Here is a 20,235-nt window from a genome sequence, read left to right as displayed (position 1 = left end):
GCGATGAGACAGTAAGTGCATAGCCTTCTCAATGAGACAGGGGTCAACGATGACCAGGCCACTTCGCGCAACGACGCACGAGACCGAACCGCCGGCCGAGCTCGACATCACCCAGTTCATCGACGGCATCGCCGGCCTGCTCGGCGGCGTCGCGAACGTCATCATGCAGCTCAGCACCCGGCCGGTCGGTTACGGCGTGGTGGAGAGCACCGTCGACAGCGGAAAGGTCATGCTGCACCCGGTCAAACGGTTGCGAACCACGATCACCTATCTGGCTGTCGCCATGCTCGGCACCGAGGACGAACGCGCCGACTATCGCGAGGCGGTCAATCGTTCGCATCGCCCGGTGCATTCGACCGCGTCGAGTCCGGTCCGCTACAACGCCTTCGATCCGAGCCTCCAATTGTGGGTTGCCGCTTGCCTTTACTGGGGCGCGAAGGATCTGTACGAACGCATGCACGGCCCCATGGACGAGCCAACAGCCGATGCCTTCTACCGCTACAGCGCCCGTCTCGGCACCACTTTGCAAGTGCGCCAAGACATGTGGCCCGCCGATCGGCAGGCCTTCGCCGCGTATTGGGACGCACATCTGGCCGGCACCACGATCGATCCGCCGATCCGCGACTACTTCAACGACCTGATCGATCTGAAGATGCTGCCCCGCCCGGTCCAACTCGCCTTCGGCCGCCCGCATCGCTTCTTCGTGGCGGGCCTGCTCCCGCAACATCTGCGCGACCAGATGGGCTGCACCTGGACCGCCCGCGACGAGCGCACCCTGCAGCGCATCATGCGCACCCTCGGCACCACGCAGACCTGGCTCCCCCGCCAGGCGCGCATGTTCCCGATGAACGCCTACCTGCTGGACCTGCGCCTGCGCCGTCGTCTCGGCCTCCCCCTCGTCTGACTGGGCAATTGATCAGCTACCGCGTGTCGCGAGCGACTTTTCACTGCTGATCGGTGTTATCTCGAAGAGCACACAGGGGGCCGAGCCAGGAGGAAACGATGGGCTATCGGACTGTTGTGACCGCGGCCGCCGCCGCGGCGACCTACTGCGCGCTCGTCGTGCCTACCGCCTACGCGGAACCACCCGACCCTGCGGTGGTCCCACCACGCACCGCGATTTCCATCCGCTCCACCTTCGGCGCGAACTGGAGCACCGCGAACGAACACGAAGCACGCACCAGCCTGTCGCTGACGAAGCTCTATCTCGCCGACTACGCCCTACGGCACGGCGACGGCTCCCGCGCGGACCGCGACCTCGCCGAACGAATGATCCGCTACTCCGACGACGGTGCGGCCACCACCATGGAGAACAAGTATCCACAGGCACTCAAATCCGTTGCCGCGGAATACCATTTGACCGACACCCACTCAGCGGGAAGTTGGGGCGCCGCCTACACCAGCACCGCGGATCTGGCCGATTTCCTGGACGCCAAACTGCGCACCGACCCCAACTCCCCGATCCTCGAATGGATGACCGAAGCCGGCGAGCACGCCACCGACGGCACCGAACAGGATTGGGGCACCGCCCGCTTGCCGTTCGTCCTCGGCACCAAGTGGGGCTGGTCGGATTTCGGCGAGCAAGACGTCGCCTCGGCCTCCTACGGCCCCGGCTTCGCAGTGGCGGCGCACACGCACGGCACCGCGACAGAGCAGACCCTCGACATCCTCGGGGCACTCCCGCTGGCCGCCCTCGAACTCGCCACCGGCCACTGAGACCCGGTCAGGGCACCCGGAACGACACCACGATGTGATCGCGCGCGAACTGCCGGATCGCCACCTCGTCATGCAGCGGAATGACGGTCTGCGGCGTCAACGCCAGCGATAACGCCGTGCGCGCGATCATTTCCGCGAGCGGCTCCGGATCGTAGGCGGGCAGCTTGCCCTCCTGCTGCAGCCGGGCGATGAACTCGGCCAGGTAGTCCCGGCCGAGTTCGAGCACGGGCGCGCCTTTGATGGTGAGATACGGCAGCACCAGTTCAGGCTCGGTCGCGAGCAGCCGGTGGACGAGCCGGTTGTCCCGCAGTCCTGTGATGAACGCGGCGAACAGTTCGACGATCTGTTCCTCCGCGCCCGCGTCCCGATCGACCTGACGCTGCAAGGCCGCGTCGACCTGCTCGACGAACTCGCGGGTCTGCCGCAGGCCGACCGCTTCGATCAGATCGGATTTGCTGGCGAAGCGCCGATACAGCGTGGCGAGCGAAAGTCCGCAGCGCCGAGCCACCTCGACCATGCTGGTGCGCTTGATGCCGAAGTCGAGGAACGCCAGCATCGCGGCATCGAGTACGCGCGCCTGATTGCGGTCTTCCGGACCGGCGCCGCGTACCAACGGCAGCAGTCTGCTGAGCCTCGCCATGCCGTCCACCCTATCCGGATCGCCGAAACGATGACACAAGAAGCATCGCAGCGCATCATTGACATGATCGACGAGGCAGTGAGAAGGTGAGTTAAGAACCTTCTCACTGTTCGCTTGTCCGGGCCGGTCCGGATACAGAAAGTCGAGGTCAACGATGACCACCCCACTGCGCATCGCCGAGCCGGATCCGGACCGTGCCGAGCAAGCCCTCACGCCGGACAGCGTCCAGCAGTACATGGACGGCATCGCGGCCTTCCTCGGCGGCACCGCCAACGTCATCATGCAGCTGAGCCTGCGCCCGGTCGGCCGCGGCGTGCTGGAGAGCACCGTGGACAGCGGCAAGGTCACCCTGCATCCGGTCAAGCGGCTGCGCACCACGCTGACCTACATCGCCGTCGCCATGATGGGCTCCGACGAGGAACGCGCGGCCTACCGCGCGGCGGTCAACCACTCGCACCGCCCGGTCCACTCCGGGCCGCAGAGCCCGGTGAAATACAACGCCTTCGATCCGAAGCTGCAGCTGTGGGTGGCGGCCACCATCTACTGGGGCATCGACGACCTCTACACCCGCATGCACGGCCCGCTGGATCCAGCGACCGCCGAGGCGCTCTACCAATACAGTGCGCGGCTCGGCACGACACTGCAGATGCGCCAGGAGCTGTGGCCCGCCGATCGCGCGGAGTTCTTTCCGTGGTGGGAGGAGAACCTCGCGCAGTACCGAATCGAGCCCGCCCTGCGCGAGTACTTCGACGGCATCATCGATCTCGAAATGATGCCGCCGCCAATCCGATTCACCTTCGCCAAGCTGCAGCGATTCATCGTGGCGGGACTGCTGCCGCAGCACGTGCGCGACGAGATGCGGATGACCTGGACCGACCGGGACCAGCGCCGATTCGACCGGATGCTGCGCGGCATCTCGGTCGTACACACCCGACTACCGAAGCAGGCACGGATGTTTCCGTTGAACATCTACCTGTTCGATCTGCGCAGGCGGCTGCGACTGGGAAAGCCACTGGTGTAGGGACTTTCAGGACTTGCTGACGAGAGCGCGGAGAAAGAACCCGAGATTGGCGGGCCGTTCCGCAAGCCGTCTGGTGAGATAGCCGTACCACTGGCTGCCGTAGGGCACGTAGACCCGGACCGCTTTACCCGCCGCGGCCAGCCGCAGCTGTTCGGCATCGCGGATGCCGTACAGCATCTGGTATTCGAATTGATCAGGGCCACGGCCGCTTTCCGCCGCGAGACCCTCGGCCTCAGCAATCGGCACCGGGTCGTGTGAGGCCACCATCGGATAGCCGTCGCCGCGCATCAGCGTTTCGAGGCAGCGCAGGTAGGACTCGGTCACCTCGGACGTACGTTGAAAAGCCACCTCATGTGGCTCGCGATAAGCGCCCTTGCACAACCGGATTCGCGAGTCGGGCCCGGACAGTGCACGGCAATCCGCTTCAGTTCGATGCAGATAGGCCTGTAGAACAGCACCGAGCCAAGGGAATTCACCGCGCAGTTCGCGGACCGTGGCCAGCGTGGCATCGGTGGTGGTGTGGTCTTCGGCGTCGACAGTCACCCACACGTCGGCCTGGGCTGCCTTGGTACACAGAATGCGCAGGTTCTCGGTGGCGATCGCGGGCCCGTCCACCGGCAAGGCCTGGCCGAGGGCGGACAGCTTTACCGACACCTCGACGGGCGGGGCGTCGATGCCGGGTAGTGCCGGACGGTCCAGCGCGGCCAATTCGTTGATCAGCGACAGGTATTCGGCCACGGTGGCATCGGCCTGGCTTCGGTCGGTGGTGTTCTCCCCGAGGAAGTCCACGCTGACCATCCGTCCGCTGTTAAGCAGCGTCCGCGCCACCTCGATGAGGTCGGCCCTGGTCTCCCCTGCCACAAATCGCCGCACGATGTCGGCGGTGACCGGGATACCGGTGAGCGCACGTTTCAGCCGCGGCGAGTCCGCCGCCGCGAGGATGAGAGGACGCAGCGGATTCACCGGGTCACTCGCCCATGTGCGGGTAGCGGTAATCGGTTGGTGGCACGAAGGTTTCCTTGATCGTGCGCGCGGACACCCAGCGCAGCAGATTCAGCGGGGACCCTGCCTTGTCGTCGGTACCGGACGCGCGGGCGCCGCCGAACGGCTGCTGGCCGACCACCGCACCGGTCGGCTTGTCGTTGATGTAGAAGTTGCCCGCCGCGAATCGCAGTGCGGCGCCTGCCTGTTCGACCGCTTGGCGATCCTGCGCGAACACCGCCCCGGTCAGCGCATACGGTGCTGCCGCGTCGATCTCCGCCAAAATGGCCGCGTACGAGCCGGGTTCGGCGTCATCATAGACATGCACGGACAGGATCGGCCCGAAATACTCGGTGGCGAACGACTCGTCATGCGGATCGTCCGCCAGCAGCACCGTCGGACGGACGAAGAATCCCGCACTGTCGTCGTAGGTGCCGCCGACCGGGATGGTCAACCCGGCATCCCTGGCACGTCGAATCGCGGCGGCGTTCTTGTCGAAGGCACGCTGATCGATCAGCGCACCACCGAAATTGGACAGGTCGGTCACGTCGCCGTAGGTCAGTTCCGCGGTGCGGTGCAGGAATTCGTCGCCCATCTTGCGCCACACGGAACGCGCGATGTAAGCGCGCGAGGCAGCCGAACACTTCTGCCCCTGATACTCGTAGGCGCCACGAATCAGCGCGGTCCGCAACGCATCCGGATCAGCTGACGGGTGCGCGACGATGAAATCCTTACCGCCCGTCTCACCGACCAACCGCGGATAACCGTGATACCGGCCGAGATTCGCGCCGACCTGCTGCCACAGATACTGAAATGTCTTGGTGGAGCCGGTGAAATGAATCCCGGCCAGCCGCGGATCGGCCAGCGCCACCTCCGACAGGGCGATGCCGTCACCGGTCACCATGTTGATGACACCCGGCGGCAGCCCCGCCGCCTCCAGCAATCGCATCGTGTAGAACGCCGACAGCGTCTGCGTCGGCGACGGCTTCCACACCACCGTGTTCCCCATCAACGCGGGCGCGGTCGGCAGATTCCCGGCGATAGCGGTGAAGTTGAACGGCGTGATCGCGTAGACGAACCCTTCCAGCGGCCGATAGTCCAGCCGGTTCCACACCCCCGCGCTCGACTCCGGCTGCTGCGCCATGATCTGCCGTGCGAACGCCACATTGAACCGCCAGAAGTCGATCAACTCGCACGGCGCATCGATCTCCGCCTGCTGCGCCGACTTCGACTGCCCGAGCATGGTCGCCGCGGCGATGGTCTCGCGCCAAGGCCCGGCCAGTAGATCCGCGGCCCGCAGGAACACCGCGGCCCGCTCGTCGAACGGCAACGCCCGCCACCCCGGCGCCGCCGCCAGCGCCGCGTCGATCGCGCCCTGCGCTTCGGAATGCGTGGCATCGGTATAGGTCCCCAGCACCTGACGGTGCCGATGCGGCGCGACAATATTGTGCCGCTCGCCGATCCCCGGCCGATGTTTACCGCCGATGACCAGCGGCACCTCGACGCTGTCCGCAGCGATCTCAGCCAGCTTGGCGACCAACAGTTCCCGCTCGCGACTGCCCGGTGCGTACGAGTGCACCGGTTCGTTGCTGGGAGTAGGAACAACCGTGACAGCGTCCATACCTCAGGCTAACGCCGGCTCGCGCCCCGTGCCTTTGCCCGCCGTGCGTGTCGGCCGTCCGTCAGCGCGACGGCCTGCCGACCGCGTGGTCTACGCGGTCAATCGTTCGACAGCGGCGGCGATCCGTTCATCGGTAGCGGTCAGCGCGATGCGGACGTGTTCGCTGCCGGAGGGACCGTAGAAATCTCCGGGCGCGGCGAGAATGCCACGGTCGGCGAGCCAGTCGAGGGTGGTGCGGCACGGTTCGCCGCGAGTCGACCAGAGGTAGAGCCCCGCTTCGGAGTGGTCGATCCGGAAACCGGCTTGTAGCAAGGCTTTTCGCAGTACCTCGCGACGGACCCGATACCGCTCGCGCTGCTGCGCCTCATGCGTGTCGTCGCTGAGCGCAGCGGTCATCGCGGCCTGGATCGGGAACGGCACCATCATTCCGGCGTGCTTGCGCACTTCCAGCAGTTCGGTGACCAGGGCCGGGTCGCCCGCGACGAAGCCCGCGCGGTAGCTGGCGAGGTTGGAGGTCTTCGAAAGCGAGTGCACGGCAAGGAGGTTGGTGTGGTCGCCGTCGCTGACCTCGGGATCCAGGATGGAGACGGCGCGCCCCTCCCAGGTGAGGCCGAGGTAGCACTCGTCTGAGGCGACGATCACGTCGCGTTCGCGAGCGAATTCGACGACCTTGCGCAGGTGATCGACGCCGAGCACCCGGCCGGTCGGATTCGACGGGGAGTTCACGAACATCAACGCGGGCGTCCGCGGTCCGAGCTGAGTGAGGCCGTCGGCCCGCACGATCTGCGCGCCGGCGAACAGCGCACCCACCTCGTAGGTCGGGTAGGCCACCTCGGGGATGACGACCAGGTCGTCGGAGCCGAGGCCGAGCAGCCGGGGCAGTCCGGCGATCAGTTCCTTGGTGCCGATCGCGGGCAGCACCGCCGCCGGGTCGAGTCCGGTGATCCCGTAGCGCCGCTTGAGCGCGTCGACCGCGGCCGCGCGGAGCTCGGGCGTACCGTGCGTCGCCGGGTAACCGGGCACGGCGGACGCCGAACTCAGGGCCGCGCGGATGAGCGGATCGACCGGGTCCACCGGGGTGCCGACCGACAGGTCGACGATCCCACCGGGATGCGTCGCCGCCTTCGCCTTCACCGAAGCGATGGTGTCCCAGGGAAAATCGGGGAGCAGACTGCTGACCCGAGCACGTACCGGCACGGCCGAGCTACTCGCTCGCCATCGGCGGCAGTTCCTTGATGAACGGCGGGTCGTGGGCGACCTTGCCGACCTTGGTGGCGCCGCCGGGCGATCCCAGCTCGTTGAAGAAGTCGATGTTGGCGTTCACGTATCCACTCCACTGGTCCGGAGTGTCGTCTTCGTAGAAGATCGCCTCCACCGGACACACCGGTTCACATGCACCACAGTCCACGCACTCGTCGGGATGGATGTACAGCATGCGGCCACCCTCGTAGATGCAGTCCACGGGGCATTCCTCGATGCATGCTTTGTCCAGCACGTCAACGCACGGTTCAGCGATGATGTACGTCACTGACGTTCTCCTAGTCTGTCCTCACCTTGCGGAGATAGTCCGCCGCCCTGCGAAACCCTATCCGGACACCCCACGCTACTCCGGGTCAGCCTTACCTAACTTCAGATGTTTCGCACGCCACTAGCGCCGTCCGAAACCCCGTTCAGAACCAGGCTGTTCGGAGCCGTCCCACGCCATCGCGGGTGCGGCTCCAACAATTCGGAACCCTCCCGGTCGGTCCGCCGGTATTCCGGCAATCCGGCCAGATCCGAATTCGATCGCCGAGTGGAGCCTTGCCTATCACCGCCACCGGCAGTTACCGGAAGCCTACGCCGCTATCCCACTGTGAGTGGTAGCACCGAAACCTTGTGCTGCGGAACGCCGTACGTGGTGGTCCGTTCGCGGGCCGGACGGCCGATGCCCGCGGCGATGTCCACCAGCTCCGCGACGGTCTTGGCCGAGCCGTGCTGCGAGCCCGCCATCCGGGAGATGGTCTCCTCCATCAGCGTGCCGCCGACGTCGTTGGCGCCGCTGTTGAGCATCACCCTGGTGCCGACGGTGCCGAGCTTCACCCAACTGGTCTGGATGTTGTCGATCCGGCCGTGCAGCATGATCCGCGACAGCGCGTGCGCGGCCTGGTTGTCCCGGTTCGTCGGGCCGGGCCTGGCCGCGCCGGCCAGGTATAGCGGCGCGCTCTGATGCACGAACGGCAGCAGCACGAATTCGGTGAAACCGCTTGTCTCGTCCTGGATTCCGCGCAGCACGCGCAGGTGTCCGACCCAGTGCTTCGGGTTGTCCACGTGGCCGTACATCATGGTCGAGCTGGAACGCAGGCCGATCTGATGCGCGGTGGTGATCACCTCGATCCACGCCGAGGTCGGCAGCTTGCCCTTGGTGAGCACCCAGCGCACCTCGTCGTCGAGGATCTCCGCGGCGGTACCCGGGATGGTGTCCAGGCCCGCTTCCTTCAGCGCGATCAGCCAGTCCCGAATGCTCTGCCCGCCGCGCGAGGCGCCGTTGACGATCTCCATCGGGCTGAAGGCGTGCACGTGCATGGACGGCACCCGCTGTTTCACCGCACGCACGATGTCGGCGTAGCCGGTGACCGGCAGGTCGGGGTCGATGCCACCCTGCATGCAGACCTCGGTGGCGCCGTCGACGTGCGCCTCCCAGGCCCGATCCGCGACCTCGTCCATGCTCAGCGTGAACGCGTCGGCATCACCCTTGCGCTGAGCGAACGCGCAGAAGCGGCAGCCGGTGTAGCAGATGTTGGTGAAGTTGATATTCCGGTTCACCACGTAGGTGACGTCGTCACCGACGGTGTCGCGACGCAGCTGATCGGCCAGCGCGGCCACTGCCTCCAGGTTCGCGCCGTCGGCCGTGGCCAACGCCAGGTATTCGGCGTCGGAGAGTGCGGCCGGGTCGCGCTCGGCGGCCTTCAGCGCGGCCAGTACCTCGGAGTCGAGCCGTTCCGGCGCGACGACCGCGAGATCGCGGGCCTGCTCGCGGATGGTGTCCCAATCGCCGAAGGCACCGACCACGTCCTGGCCGATCGCGGAATCGCTGCGGCTCTCGGTGTTGCGGCCCTCGGTGTCGATGGCAGTGTTGAGGTCGACGCGTCCGGCGGATTCCCAGGACTGGTCCGGTTCCTGCCAGGGCAGGCCGACCGGCATCGCGTCCGGGTTCGCCAGACCGGTGACCGGATCGCTGAGCGCGGCGACGTGCACGCCGATCCGCGGGTCGATCCACGGGCTGCCCGCGCGCACATACTTCGGATGCGCGGAGGTCCGCTCGACCAGCTGGTATCCGGCCTTCTCGGTGATCTCCCGCAGCGTGTCCAGGTTCGGCCACGGCCGCTCCGGGTTCACGTGGTCCACCGTCACCGGCGATACGCCACCCCAGTCGTCGATGCCAGCATCGATCAGCGCCAGGCAGTCCTCGTGCGACACCAGGTTCGGCGGCGCCTGCACCGGCACGTCCGGGCCGAGCAGCAGCCTGGTCACCGCGATGGTGGCCAGGAACTCCTCGATGCCCGCGTCCGGAACATCGCGCATGGCGGTGTCGTCCTTGGCCCGGAAGTTCTGGATGATCACTTCCTGGATGTGCCCGAAAGCCTTGTGCTGCTTGCGAATCGCCATGATCGACTCGGCACGCTCGGTCAGCGTCTCACCGATGCCGACCAGCAGGCCGGTGGTGTACGGAACCGATAGCCGGCCCGCGTCGGTGATCGCGCGCAGCCGGACCGCCGGGTCCTTGTCGGGGCTGCCGTAGTGGCAGGCGCCCTTCTCGGTGAACAGCCTGGTCGCGGTGGTCTCCAGCATCATGCCCATCGACTGCGCGACCGGCTTGAGCCGGGAGATCTCCTCCCACGACATCACACCCGGATTCAGGTGCGGCAGCAGGCCGGTCTCCTCGAGCACCAGGATCGACACGGCGCGCAGGTAGTCCAGGGTGGAGTCGTAGCCGCGCTCATCGAGCCACTGCGCGGCCTCCGGCCAGCGATCCTCCGGGCGGTCGCCGAGCGTGAACAGGGCTTCCTTGCAGCCGAGCGCGGCGCCGCGGCGGGCGATGTCGAGCACCTCGTCGGGTTCCAGGAACATGCCCTTGCCCTCGGCGCGCAACTTGCCCGGCACCGTCACGAAGGTGCAGTAGTGGCATTTGTCACGACAGAGCCGGGTCAGCGGGATGAAGACATTGCGGGAATAGCTGATGGTCTTCGGCCGTCCCGCCGACTCCAGGCCCGCGTCACGCACTCTGGCTGCGCTGTGGCTCAGGTCTTTCAGGTCGTCACCGGTCGCATGCAGCAGCACCGCGGCCTCGTCCACGTTCAACGTGACACCGTCACGGGCTCGTCGCAGAGCCCTGCGCATAGCCGATGAAGAAGGGGGTACAGCAGGAATGCTCGGGTTCGGCAGTTCGGTCACGCTTCCGCCTCGCTGGCGCTCGGCTCCACCGTGACCGGTGGTGCTGTGTCTTCGGTTCGTTCGCTGCGCTCACTCACGACCTCGATCATGCGCTAACCATCCGGACCTGTCTCCTTCCGATGCTGATGAGTGAGCGTAGCGACCAGAACCCACCGAGTCCGGGACGCCGCGTTCACCACGGCACCCTGTGACAGCGAGGCACCATGTGAGCGTTGACAACTGCGCGGAGCTCGGGGCTATTCCATCGACGCCCGCCGAAATCGGTTGCCCGTGGTCACCCGGGTGCGCCGCGCCGCGCACCATCGGCGGCCCAACGGGCCGAAGTTCATGGAACCATGGCAGGCATGTCGCAGCCGCGCACGATCATGGCCGATCCGGCCTGGCGCCCCAGTCCGAAGGCGAAACTCTTGTGGACCATCCAGGCCGTCCTGGTGTGGGTGGTTCCGTTCGCGGCGCAGCTCGTCTGGGCAGTGCTCGACTCCGGTAATCGGGGGTGGCAGCTGACGGTATTCCTGGTGACGCTGCTGCTCGCCGGATTGAATATCGGTGTGGTCCCGTGGTGGCGGTATGCGGTGCACCGGTGGGAGGTCACCGAGGAGGCCGTGTACACCCGCGTCGGCTGGCTCACCCAGGAGAGCCGGGTCGCACCGATCTCGCGAGTGCAGACCGTGGACACCGAACGCGGGCCGTTGGAACGGTTACTGGGGCTCGCCACGGTGACGGTGACTACCGCCTCGTCCGCGGGCGCGGTGCAGATTTCCGAACTCGACCTCCCGGTGGCCGAGGAGACGGTGGTCCGGCTGACCCGGATCGCCGCGCAGCATCGGGGCGACGCGACATGACATCGGCGGAGGCGCTCGCGCCGGAGACCGATCAACCGTGGTCGCGGCTGGACAAGCGAATGTTGTTGGTACATCCGGTCACCGAGGTGGTGAAGTTCATTCCGGTGCTGATCGGATCGGTGATCCTCGGCACCAGCAGCGGCAATCACGTGTGGAGCATCATCCCGCTGGCGTTGATCGTCGGGTTCGCGCTCACCCGCTGGTTCACCACCACCTATCGGGTCGGGCCGACCCATGTCGAGCTGCGCACCGGGCTGGTGCAGCGCAAGAAACTCGCGGTGCCACGGTCCAGGATCCGGTCGGTGGACATCGAGGCGGACCTGCTGCACCGGCTGCTCGGGCTCGCGGTGCTGGCCATCGGCACTGGGCAGCAAGCGGATTCGGGTGAGAAGTTCAAATTGGACGCGCTCGACGCACGTTTGGTGCCCGAACTGCGCGACGCGCTGCTCGCCCACACCGGTAGTGCACCGCAAGACGTTGCCGGACAACCTGTTTCGCTCGACAAGTCGGCCGCCGAGAGGCAGGATGCGCTGCCCGGTCGTGAGATCGCGCATTGGAATCCGGCCTGGGTCCGGTACGCTCCATTGTCTTTGACGGGTTTCGCGATCATCGCGCCGATCGTCGGCCTGGCGTTCCAGTACGGCGTCGGCCAGGTGCTGTTCCGCTCGGACGCGGTGCAGCGGGTGGAGAACGGCGGCGCGGCACTGATCGCCATCGGCACCGCCGGGTTGCTCGTGGTGATCGTGCTCATCGTCAGCCTGGCCGCCTGTGCACGTTATCTGACAACGTATTTCGGCTTGCGCGTCATCGATGACGGCCGCACGCTGCACCTGCGCCACGGCCTGTTCACCACCCGTCAGATCACCCTGGATCTGGCCCGCTTCCGCGGTGCGACGGTGAACGAGCCGCTGCTGCTGCGCCTGGCCGGTGCCGCCGAACTCGAGGCGATCATGGTCGGCGCGAGCCCGCGGCAGAAGATTCTCCCGCAGGCGCCGCGCACCGCCATCGAGCACACGCTGAGCCACCTGCTCGCCCCGAACGAGTTCCAGGACAAGGCGATTGCCCCGCTGGCCGCAGGGCCGAGCCCCGGCAACGCACCGCTGATCGCGCACGGTCCGATCGCCCGCCGCAGGCGGCACACCCGCACGCTGCTGCCCATTGCCGTGGCCGCACTCGTCATGCTGGTCGCTTCGGTTGCGGGCGCGAACTTTTCGCCGTGGTGGTGGGTGCTGCCCGTGCTGTTGGTTCCGGTCGCGATCGCGCTGGCGGAAGACCGCTATCGCGGCCTCGGCCACACCGTGCTGCCCGAAACCGCCACCAGCCCGCGCTGGTTGATCACCCGATCGGGCTCACTGGGCCGCGATCGCGACTGTCTGGAAGCACCCGGTGTGATCGGCTGGACCGTCCGGCAGTCGTTCTTCCAGCGCCGAGCGGGCGTCGCCACCGTGGTCGCGGCGTCCGCCGCGGGCAAGAAGCGGTATCACGTGCTCGATATCCCGCTCGACGAAGCCTGGGCCCTCATCGACGCGGTCACACCGGGCCAACTCGGTGGCCGCTAACGCCTGCTGAACAACCCGGAATTGACGCGAATGTAGATGTACACCAGCGGCGGCACCAGCCCACAGAACAGCAAAAGTACAGTGCGCCAGTCGCTTGCGAGCATGATGTCCCCGCCGGGGCCGGTGCTCGCGCAGATCAGGAACCCGAAAGTCCAAGCGGCCAACGGCAAGAACATCGCCGCCACGCGCGGCGAGACGGCACGGACACCGAGCACGAGCAGGATGTTCACCACCCCGGCCAGCACACCCGACAGCGGAAACGCGGTCGCGCCGAAGTAGGTCGGCAGATACAGCACTTCCAGGGCCAGCGTGATGAAGGCATCGATCACCAGAATCACGAGGATGAGCGGTGCCAGCCAGGGCGCCACCGGGGCGGGTGACTCCCGATACGTCACCGGCACCTGATTGCCGCCGACAGCCGCCCTCACGGCACCGGGGGGAAGCCGAGGAGGGTCAGCAGGTGGCTCTGCATGTCGACGAACCCGTACAGCACCGACAGGTACAGCTCGTGCTGGGCCTGCCAGTTCGGCTTCATGCTTTCCACGAACGCGACGATCGCGTCCTGGACCGACCAGTTGTACATGGGAGCGAGTCTATTCCGACGCCGCGGCGGCCGGGGCCCGCATGATCACTTCTCGCCGTCGATCGGGATGTTGGCCACCACCGGGAACTCGCCGGTGTAGCCCATCCGCTCCTCCGCGATGGACAGCACCCGCTTGCGCGCGAACAGCCAGCCGACGATCAGCATCGGAATGATCAGCACCAGCGAGGCGACGGTCCAGGTGCCCACCGGATAGTCGAAGCCGGTCAGCACCACCACGAGGAACAGGAACACCAGCGTGAGCAGCCCGGTATAGGGCGCGCCGAACATCCGGAACGACGGCCGCTCCGCCTTGCCCTGTTTGGACCAGCGCCACAGCTGCAGCTGGCACAGCACGATGGTGGCCCAGGAGGCGACGATGCCGAGCGAGGCCAGGTTCAGCACGATCTCGAACGCCCGGTCCGGCACCACGCCGTTGAGCGCGATGCCGACCAGCGCGATCAGGCTGGTCAGCAGGATGCCGCCGTAGGGAACGCCGTTGCGGCCCATCACGCCGGTGAACTTCGGCGCGCTGCCGTTCATCGACATGGACCGCAGGATGCGTCCGGTCGAGTACAGGCCGGCGTTGAGGCTGGAGAACGCGGCGGTGAGCACGACCAGGTTCATCACGCTGCCGATGCCGGGCACGCCGAGCAGGGTGAAGAAGGTGACGAACGGGCTCTCCTTGGCGGTGTACGCCGTGTACGGCAGCAGCAGGCCGAGCAGCACCAGCGAGCCGACGTAGAAGATCGCGATGCGGGCGATCACCGAGTTGATGGCGCGCGGCATGATCTTGGCCGGGTTCTCCGTCTCGCCTGCCGCCGTGCCGACCAATTCGACCGCTGCGTACGCGAACACGACGCCGGAGACCACGACGACCAGCGGCAGCACCCCGGTCGGGAAGAGGCCGCCGCTGTCGGCGATCACGCTCGGCCCGGTCGGGTTGCCCTGCACGGTGAATCGGCCGATCAGGAAGATGGTGCCGACGATCAGGAAGGCGCTCAGCGCGAACACCTTCACCAGCGCGGCCCAGAACTCCATCTCGCCGAACCACTTCACCGAGATCAGGTTGATGCTGAGCACCAGGATCAGCGCGATGAGCGCGAGCAGCCACTGCGGGACGCTGCTGAACCCGGACCAGTAGTGGAAATACTGGGCAATCGCGGTGGTGTCGGCGATGCCGGTCATCGACCAGTTGAGGAAGTACATCCAGCCGGCCACGAACGCGGCCTTCTCGCCGAAGAATTCGCGGGCGTAGGAGACGAATGACCCGGACGACGGCCGGTGCAGCACGAGCTCACCGAGCGCGCGCAGGATGAGGAACGCGAAGAATCCGCACACGCCGTAGACCAGGAACAGTCCAGGTCCCGCGTTGGCGAGCCTGCCGCCCGCGCCGAGGAACAGCCCGGTGCCGATGGCGCCACCGATGGCGATCATCTGCAGTTGCCGCGGTTTGAGACTCTTGTGATAACCCTCGTCCTCGATACTGAGGTGAGCCTTGTCGCCGACCGCCGTCATGAACCGCTTCGCCCTCCACATCGATGAATTCGAGATCACGGGAACGGTACCCGGCGAAAGTTTTCGGTGGAACAGCAACCCTCAAGCTACGAATATTCGCAGCTCAGGGCACATTCGAAGAATACGCCGGAATCTGACAGGAAGTGCGGAAGGCTAGCCGCGCCATCAATAGAAGTTCGTCATTCGAGGCCAGCGAGAAGATCATGTTCGCGACCATCTGAACCGACCGGCCCCCTCTGACCGCGGACAAGAACGAAGCACTCCTCCGGCAGTACCGGCTGAGCAACATTGTTGGAGAGCGCGAATTCGCGCCCGGACGGCGCCATCGTGAGCTGGGTCGCGTGCGCCCGCAGCGCGGCGCGCTTGGCGGCGAGCGCGTCGGACACGTCGATGGTGGTGGTCACGGTGCGGCTCGGCACGCTCGCGAGTTCGTCCTCGGCGGGCAACCGCCAGCCCTGCGGCAACCGGCCGGGCAACCCGTCGACCGTGCGCTTGGCCAGCGCGGCCGTGTGCTGGCGCAGCATGTCGGCGTCGGTGACGGTCCAGTAGAACTTCGGCGTGTCCCAGCCGCGCTCGGCGGCGGAATGCACTGCGGCCGTGGTGATCTGGTGTGCTCGAATGTGGTCGGGGTGGCCGTAGCCGCCGTTCGGGTCGTAAGTGATCACCACTCGCGGCCGCAGTTCCACGATCACCTCGGTCAACGCGTCAACCGCCGCATCGCCCGACTTCACGAACACCCCCGGCTTCTCCGCCGCCGGGGTGCCCGCCATGCCCGAGTCGCGCCAGAGGCCCGCGCCGCCGAGGAAGCGCGGCGGCGCGGCATCCAGGGCCTGCAATGCCCGGGTCAGTTCGAGGATGCGGTAGCCGCCGAGTTGATCGGCGCGGTCGGCGGTGAGCTGGGCCCACTCGTCCCCGATGACCTCGCCCTCTTCACCGAGCGTGCAGGTCACCACGGTCACCGGCACGCCGCGTCGGCGGTAGTGCGCGATAGTGCCGCCGGTGGTGATGGATTCATCGTCCGGGTGTGCGTGCACCAGTAGTAGGCCGCCGGTCATTGGATCTTGCGCCACTGTCCGGCGTCACCGAAGATCCCGACCTGGATACTGCCGCTGAGCGACGCACCATCGACCCTGGGACCGGCCGCGGCGACAACGTTGTCCTGCACGATCGGCAACACCGTGGCCAACTCCCACAACTTGGGCTCGGCCTCGGCGAGTACGCGGCCCGTGTCGATGCCGCGCAGTGCCTCGTCCATCGGCACCTGCAAGGTGGGGTCGCACACTCCGGACAGGTTGGCCGGTGCGCGGCGTGCCGGATCCGAGCTCGGTTGTGCGGCACCGGTGGTGCCTGCGCCGACTTCCGGTGGCGGGCAACCGTATCGGGAGGCGAGCACGGTGGCCGGGTCGGAGCCCGCCCGCTCCCAGCCGACGATCGCGTCGATCGTGCCGTCGACGAGCTCGCGCCCGTACAGCTCATCGGCGGCGACATTGCGCACCGTGGCATCTATTCCGGCACTGCGTAATTGGTCGGCGGCGGTGTTGGCGACCGCGATCGCGGTGGTGTCCCCCTCGGCCGCGCCGATCCGAATCGTCAGGGATTTACCGTTTTTCGCGACCGGACGCGGCGTCGGCGCGGGCGAGGTCGGCGAGTTGACCGGCGGCGGCTCCGGCGCGCGACCATATCCTGCCTCTGCCAGCAAAGCGAAGGCTTCATCGGCAGGCGGCCGAGGTGGCGAGGTCGGCGCATAGCCGGGGTCGGACGGCGAAAGTATCTGTGCGCGGACCGGTTCCACCCAGCCGCCGGTTTGCGCGCCGACCGTCGCCAGTAGCGCGGGATCGAGCAGCGCGAGCACCGCCCGACGGACCCGGATATCACTTACCGGGCCGGTCCGGCCGTTGAGCGCGAGCTGCAGCACCCGAGACTGGGGCATGATCGCGGTGCGTACCGACGGGATGGCGGCCAACTGCGCCTGGGTCGCGACACCGCCGTGCACCAGCGTCATCTGGGCGTCGTTGGTACGCAACGACTCAGCCAGCTGCGCGGGTGTCCCGCCGCGCCGCAACAGGATCTCGTCCGGTGCCGCGGGGGTACCCCAGAACCGGGCGTTGCGCTCCAGCAGCACTTCCTCGCGCTGCGGATCGACATTCTTGATCGCGAACTGCGCACCGGACACCCGGATTCGCTTCACCCAGCCGTCCTGGAACCCGCCGGGCGAATCCTTCATCAGATGCGAGGGCAGCAGGTTGGTGAACAGCTGCTGCCAGGCCGGATAGGGCTGACGCATCTTGACGGTCACGAGCTTGCCGCCGTCGGCCGAGCCGATGTCGGTGATCAGCCGGTAGCCCGCCGAGTCGATGACACCGGGCTGCGAAATCATCTGCTGCCACAGGAATTGGAAGTCCTCGGCGGCGATCGGCGCACCGTCGGACCAGTTCGCCTCGTTGCGCAGCGTGTAGGTGATGGTGAACGGATCTTGCGCGCTGACCTCGGCCGAGGCGATCAGCGACGTGTCCGGCACCCAGTCGGTGATGCCGGGCGCGGCCTGATTCGGCACCGGCCGGAACGGGCTCGGCAGCACCATCGAACTCAACGCGGCGGACGCGGGTGACTGGTCGGAACGCAGGTGCGGATTGAACCCGATGCCGATGGTGTCGATCGCGACGACCACCGTGCTCTTGCCCGGCTTGGCCTGCGCCGTCTTCGGACTGTCCGTGGTCTCGATCGGCGGCGGCGGATTAGCAGTACACCCGGCGAACACCGTCAACGACGCCGCAACGATCAGCCCGAGCACCCGCCAGGTAGCCCGCCGATTCGACCGCGGGCTCACGCTGCGCACGCTACCGCGTCGACCGACGGCAGCAGCGCCGCAGCCGGCGACAACGTCGGCCGCTCCATGCCATTCCCTGCGCCCACTTTCACGGTTGCGGACTCTACCGCACCCACCTGACGGAATCCTGCCCATACTGAGGGGGTGGCAGCGCCGCAATCCGAGCCGAGACGACGCTCGTTAATTGCGTGAACAGAACACTCGGGCAAACGGTCGGCATTCCCGCCGAGAAGGCCTCTCGGCGTTCGGATCAGCGCCCGCGTTTTGTCCAGAACGCTTGCCTATCAGCAGCATTCGCCGCCGACGCCGCCGCGCCTGATTAGCGCGGGAATCCGGCGCACATCTCTATTCACGCGCTATTCACCTGAGCCGACACCGGAAATTCCCGGTAATTCGAACCCGCCCTGTGGCGGTATGAATTCCGATAGCAAACGGGATTCCAGCGCGAACGCCGGAATCCCGTTGCGGTCGAAACGATCAGAGGGCGGCGCGGTCCCGTGCCTTGCGGCGGGACAGTTCGCGGCCACGCTCGGTCGCGCCAAGGATCACCTTGCGCACCCGGACCACCTCCGGCGTGACCTCGACGCACTCGTCGTCGGCACAGAACTCCATCGCGGCTTCCAGATCGAGCTGCAGCGGCTTGGCCAGCGTCTCGAACACGTCGGCGGTCGCGCTGCGCATGTTGGTCAGCTTCTTCTCGCGCGTGACGTTGATGTCGAGATCCTCAGCGCGCGGGTTGATCCCGACCACCATGCCCTCGTAGGTGTCCGCGCCCGGTTCGACGAAGAACTGGCCACGATCGGAGAGCTGGATCATCGCGAACGGGGTCACCGAACCGGCCCGGTCGGAGACCAGCGCGCCGGTGTGGCGGGCCCGGATCTCGCCGGCCCACGGCGCGTAACCGTGCGAGACCGCGTTGGCGATGCCGGTGCCGCGGGTGTCGGTGAGGAAGTCGGTGCGGAAACCGATCAGGCCGCGCGAGGGGACGATGAACTCGATCCGCACCCAGCCCGCGCTGTGGTTGGCCATCTGGACCATCTTGCCCTTGCGGGCGGCCAGCAGCTGGGTGACGGCGCCCAGGTATTCGTCGGGGCAGTCGATGGTCAGCTCTTCGTACGGCTCGTGCACCTTGCCGTCGACCAGCCGGGTGACCACCTGCGGCTTGCCGACGGTCAGCTCGAAGCCTTCGCGGCGCATCTGCTCGACCAGGATGGCCAGCGCCAGCTCACCACGGCCCTGCACTTCCCAGGCGTCCGGGCGGCCGATGTCGAGCACGCGCAGCGACACGTTGCCGACCAGTTCCTGATCCAGGCGCGACTTCACCATGCGCGCGGTCAGCTTGTGGCCCTTGACCCGGCCGACCAGCGGCGAGGTGTTGGTGCCGATGGTCACCGAGATCGCAGGCTGATCGACCGTGATGTGCGGCAGCGCGACCGGGTGCTCCACGTCGGCGAGGGTGTCGCCGATCATGATGTCCGGGATACCGGCGATCGCGACGATATCGCCGGCGATCGCGATCTCACCCGGCTGCCGCTCGACGCCGACGGTCTGCAGCAGTTCGGTGATCTTGACGGTCTTGACGCCGTCGGCGTGCATCCAGGCGACGTTCTGGCCCTTGCGCAGCTCGCCCGCGTAGATGCGGACCAGCGCGAGGCGGCCGAGGAAGGCCGAGGCGTCGAGGTTGGTGACGTGCGCCTGCAGCGGCGCGTCCCGGTTGCTCTTGGGCGCGGGGATGCTTTCCATCAGCACGTCGAACAGTGCGTCCAGGTTCTCCGCGTCCGGCTCGTGCCCGTTCTCCGGGCGCTCCTTGGACGCCTTGCCCGCGCGGCCCGAGGCGTAGAGCACCGGCAGGTCGAGCGCGAGCTCGGCCGCCTCGGCGGCGGAGTCGTCCAGATCGGACGCCAGGTCGAGCAGCAGGTCGTGGCTTTCCTCGACGACCTCCTCGATCCGGGCGTCGGGCCGGTCGGTCTTGTTGACCACCAGGATCACCGGCAGCGACGCGGCGAGTGCCTTACGCAGCACGAACCGGGTCTGCGGCAGCGGGCCCTCGGAGGCGTCCACCAGCAGCACGACGCCGTCGACCATGGAGAGGCCGCGTTCGACCTCACCACCGAAGTCGGCGTGGCCTGGGGTGTCGATCACGTTGATGACGGTGACGGAACCGTCCGCGTGGTGCTTATGCACCGCGGTGTTCTTGGCGAGAATGGTGATGCCCTTCTCGCGCTCCAGGTCACCGGAGTCCATCACCCGATCGACGAGCTCGGCTCGCTCGGCGAAGGCGCCGGACTGGCGGAGCATGGCGTCGACCAGCGTCGTCTTACCGTGGTCGACGTGGGCCACGATGGCAACGTTGCGAAAATCGCGCGCAGACGACACGCTGAATCCTCCTGCTGTTAGGTGTAGGTACCGGCCGACCCCTGCAAACAGGTGGAGAATCGAAACTCACCGGGCATTGCGGCCATATACACCCTACCTGTGTTCGGGTCACCCCTACGCGCC

General features: G+C 67.0%; 17 protein-coding genes. 5 read left to right on the top strand and 12 right to left on the bottom strand.

Going from position 1 to position 20,235, the window contains the following annotated elements; all coding sequences use genetic code 11:
- Positions 1-49 precede the first annotated feature (49 nt).
- Both ACIBK2_RS35650 and ACIBK2_RS35645 read left to right on the top strand, forming a co-directional pair.
- Positions 50-904: an oxygenase MpaB family protein gene (locus ACIBK2_RS35650; protein ID WP_396973959.1), complete on the top strand. Its 855-nt coding sequence runs from the start codon at positions 50-52 to the stop codon at positions 902-904.
- Positions 905-1,002: 98 nt separating this feature from the next.
- A complete protein-coding gene (locus tag ACIBK2_RS35645) occupies positions 1,003-1,716 on the top strand; it encodes a hypothetical protein (protein ID WP_396973957.1) in 714 nt (237 codons plus the stop codon).
- 7 nt (positions 1,717-1,723) lie between these two features.
- Here the strand turns inward: ACIBK2_RS35645 and ACIBK2_RS35640 are convergent, their stop codons facing one another.
- Positions 1,724-2,356 (bottom strand): TetR/AcrR family transcriptional regulator, encoded by a 633-nt coding sequence (locus ACIBK2_RS35640; protein WP_396973955.1) that lies wholly within the window; start codon positions 2,354-2,356, stop codon positions 1,724-1,726.
- Between the two features lie 154 nt (positions 2,357-2,510).
- Between ACIBK2_RS35640 and ACIBK2_RS35635 the strand changes: the two genes are divergently transcribed.
- Positions 2,511-3,377 carry an oxygenase MpaB family protein gene (locus ACIBK2_RS35635; RefSeq protein WP_396973953.1) on the top strand — a complete coding sequence of 289 codons (867 nt, stop codon included), beginning with the start codon at positions 2,511-2,513 and terminating at the stop codon, positions 3,375-3,377.
- A gap of 6 nt (positions 3,378-3,383) precedes the next feature.
- Here ACIBK2_RS35635 and ACIBK2_RS35630 read toward each other — a convergent pair whose 3' ends face one another.
- The 5 genes from ACIBK2_RS35630 to ACIBK2_RS35610 all read right to left on the bottom strand — a co-directional run bounded on the left by ACIBK2_RS35630 (position 3,384) and on the right by ACIBK2_RS35610 (position 10,410).
- Complete coding sequence (locus ACIBK2_RS35630) at positions 3,384-4,340, bottom strand: proline dehydrogenase family protein (RefSeq protein ID WP_396973951.1); 957 nt, start codon at positions 4,338-4,340, stop codon at positions 3,384-3,386.
- Between the two features lie 4 nt (positions 4,341-4,344).
- Positions 4,345-5,979, bottom strand: coding sequence for an L-glutamate gamma-semialdehyde dehydrogenase (pruA, locus tag ACIBK2_RS35625; RefSeq protein ID WP_396973949.1), 1,635 nt, complete (start codon positions 5,977-5,979; stop codon positions 4,345-4,347).
- A 90-nt stretch (positions 5,980-6,069) separates the two neighbouring features.
- Positions 6,070-7,176: a succinyldiaminopimelate transaminase gene (gene dapC, locus ACIBK2_RS35620; RefSeq protein ID WP_396973947.1), complete on the bottom strand. Its 1,107-nt coding sequence runs from the start codon at positions 7,174-7,176 to the stop codon at positions 6,070-6,072.
- A gap of 7 nt (positions 7,177-7,183) precedes the next feature.
- Positions 7,184-7,507, bottom strand: a complete 324-nt coding sequence (gene fdxA, locus ACIBK2_RS35615) for a ferredoxin (RefSeq protein ID WP_364722265.1) — start codon at positions 7,505-7,507, stop codon at positions 7,184-7,186.
- A 314-nt stretch (positions 7,508-7,821) separates the two neighbouring features.
- Complete coding sequence (locus tag ACIBK2_RS35610; protein WP_396973944.1) at positions 7,822-10,410, bottom strand: bifunctional FO biosynthesis protein CofGH; 2,589 nt, start codon at positions 10,408-10,410, stop codon at positions 7,822-7,824.
- 344 nt (positions 10,411-10,754) lie between these two features.
- Here ACIBK2_RS35610 and ACIBK2_RS35605 point away from each other — a divergent pair, with 344 nt between their 5' ends.
- Positions 10,755-11,252 carry a PH domain-containing protein gene (locus ACIBK2_RS35605; protein WP_396973942.1) on the top strand — a complete coding sequence of 166 codons (498 nt, stop codon included), beginning with the start codon at positions 10,755-10,757 and terminating at the stop codon, positions 11,250-11,252.
- Positions 11,249-12,811 (top strand): PH domain-containing protein, encoded by a 1,563-nt coding sequence (locus ACIBK2_RS35600; RefSeq protein ID WP_396973940.1) that lies wholly within the window; start codon positions 11,249-11,251, stop codon positions 12,809-12,811. Before ACIBK2_RS35605 ends, ACIBK2_RS35600 begins: the two co-directional genes overlap by 4 nt.
- Here ACIBK2_RS35600 and ACIBK2_RS35595 read toward each other — a convergent pair.
- The 6 genes from ACIBK2_RS35595 to typA form a co-directional block, all read right to left on the bottom strand.
- Complete coding sequence (locus ACIBK2_RS35595; RefSeq protein ID WP_396973938.1) at positions 12,808-13,239, bottom strand: hypothetical protein; 432 nt, start codon at positions 13,237-13,239, stop codon at positions 12,808-12,810. The two genes, ACIBK2_RS35600 and ACIBK2_RS35595, sit on opposite strands and share 4 nt — an antisense overlap.
- Positions 13,236-13,394 (bottom strand): hypothetical protein, encoded by a 159-nt coding sequence (locus ACIBK2_RS35590; protein WP_357381091.1) that lies wholly within the window; start codon positions 13,392-13,394, stop codon positions 13,236-13,238. The genes ACIBK2_RS35595 and ACIBK2_RS35590 overlap by 4 nt, the downstream gene beginning before the upstream one ends.
- Before the next feature lie 45 nt (positions 13,395-13,439).
- On the bottom strand, positions 13,440-14,909 hold the full coding sequence (locus tag ACIBK2_RS35585; RefSeq protein WP_396974145.1) for an amino acid permease: 1,470 nt from the start codon (positions 14,907-14,909) through the stop codon (positions 13,440-13,442).
- Between the two features lie 179 nt (positions 14,910-15,088).
- A complete protein-coding gene (gene mshB, locus ACIBK2_RS35580; RefSeq protein ID WP_396974143.1) occupies positions 15,089-15,964 on the bottom strand; it encodes an N-acetyl-1-D-myo-inositol-2-amino-2-deoxy-alpha-D-glucopyranoside deacetylase in 876 nt (291 codons plus the stop codon).
- Positions 15,961-17,736, bottom strand: a complete 1,776-nt coding sequence (locus ACIBK2_RS35575) for an ABC transporter family substrate-binding protein (RefSeq protein ID WP_396973936.1) — start codon at positions 17,734-17,736, stop codon at positions 15,961-15,963. The genes mshB and ACIBK2_RS35575 overlap by 4 nt, the downstream gene beginning before the upstream one ends.
- 477 nt (positions 17,737-18,213) lie before the next feature.
- On the bottom strand, positions 18,214-20,112 hold the full coding sequence (gene typA / locus ACIBK2_RS35570; RefSeq protein ID WP_396973934.1) for a translational GTPase TypA: 1,899 nt from the start codon (positions 20,110-20,112) through the stop codon (positions 18,214-18,216).
- Between the last annotated feature and the right edge of the window lie 123 nt (positions 20,113-20,235).

Origin of the sequence: Nocardia sp. NPDC050175 (genome assembly GCF_044459885.1) — a bacterium.
In the GTDB taxonomy this organism is placed as follows: Bacteria; Actinomycetota; Actinomycetes; order Mycobacteriales; family Mycobacteriaceae; genus Nocardia.
Note: the sequence above shows the minus strand (reverse complement) of the source record. Positions and strands in the feature narration are given on the sequence as shown.

Bases quoted from the DNA above. Each gene is read 5' to 3' on its own strand.
- ACIBK2_RS35650 (WP_396973959.1), top strand. From the start codon at position 50: ATGACCAGGCCACTTCGCGCAACGACGCACGAGACCGAACCGCCGGCC.
- ACIBK2_RS35645 (WP_396973957.1), top strand. From the start codon at position 1,003: ATGGGCTATCGGACTGTTGTGACCGCGGCCGCCGCCGCGGCGACCTAC.
- ACIBK2_RS35640 (WP_396973955.1), bottom strand. From the start codon at position 2,356: ATGGCGAGGCTCAGCAGACTGCTGCCGTTGGTACGCGGCGCCGGTCCG.
- ACIBK2_RS35635 (WP_396973953.1), top strand. From the start codon at position 2,511: ATGACCACCCCACTGCGCATCGCCGAGCCGGATCCGGACCGTGCCGAG.
- pruA (WP_396973949.1), bottom strand. From the start codon at position 5,979: ATGGACGCTGTCACGGTTGTTCCTACTCCCAGCAACGAACCGGTGCAC.
- ACIBK2_RS35605 (WP_396973942.1), top strand. From the start codon at position 10,755: ATGTCGCAGCCGCGCACGATCATGGCCGATCCGGCCTGGCGCCCCAGT.
- ACIBK2_RS35600 (WP_396973940.1), top strand. From the start codon at position 11,249: ATGACATCGGCGGAGGCGCTCGCGCCGGAGACCGATCAACCGTGGTCG.
- ACIBK2_RS35590 (WP_357381091.1), bottom strand. From the start codon at position 13,394: ATGTACAACTGGTCGGTCCAGGACGCGATCGTCGCGTTCGTGGAAAGC.
- ACIBK2_RS35585 (WP_396974145.1), bottom strand. From the start codon at position 14,909: ATGACGGCGGTCGGCGACAAGGCTCACCTCAGTATCGAGGACGAGGGT.
- mshB (WP_396974143.1), bottom strand. From the start codon at position 15,964: ATGACCGGCGGCCTACTACTGGTGCACGCACACCCGGACGATGAATCC.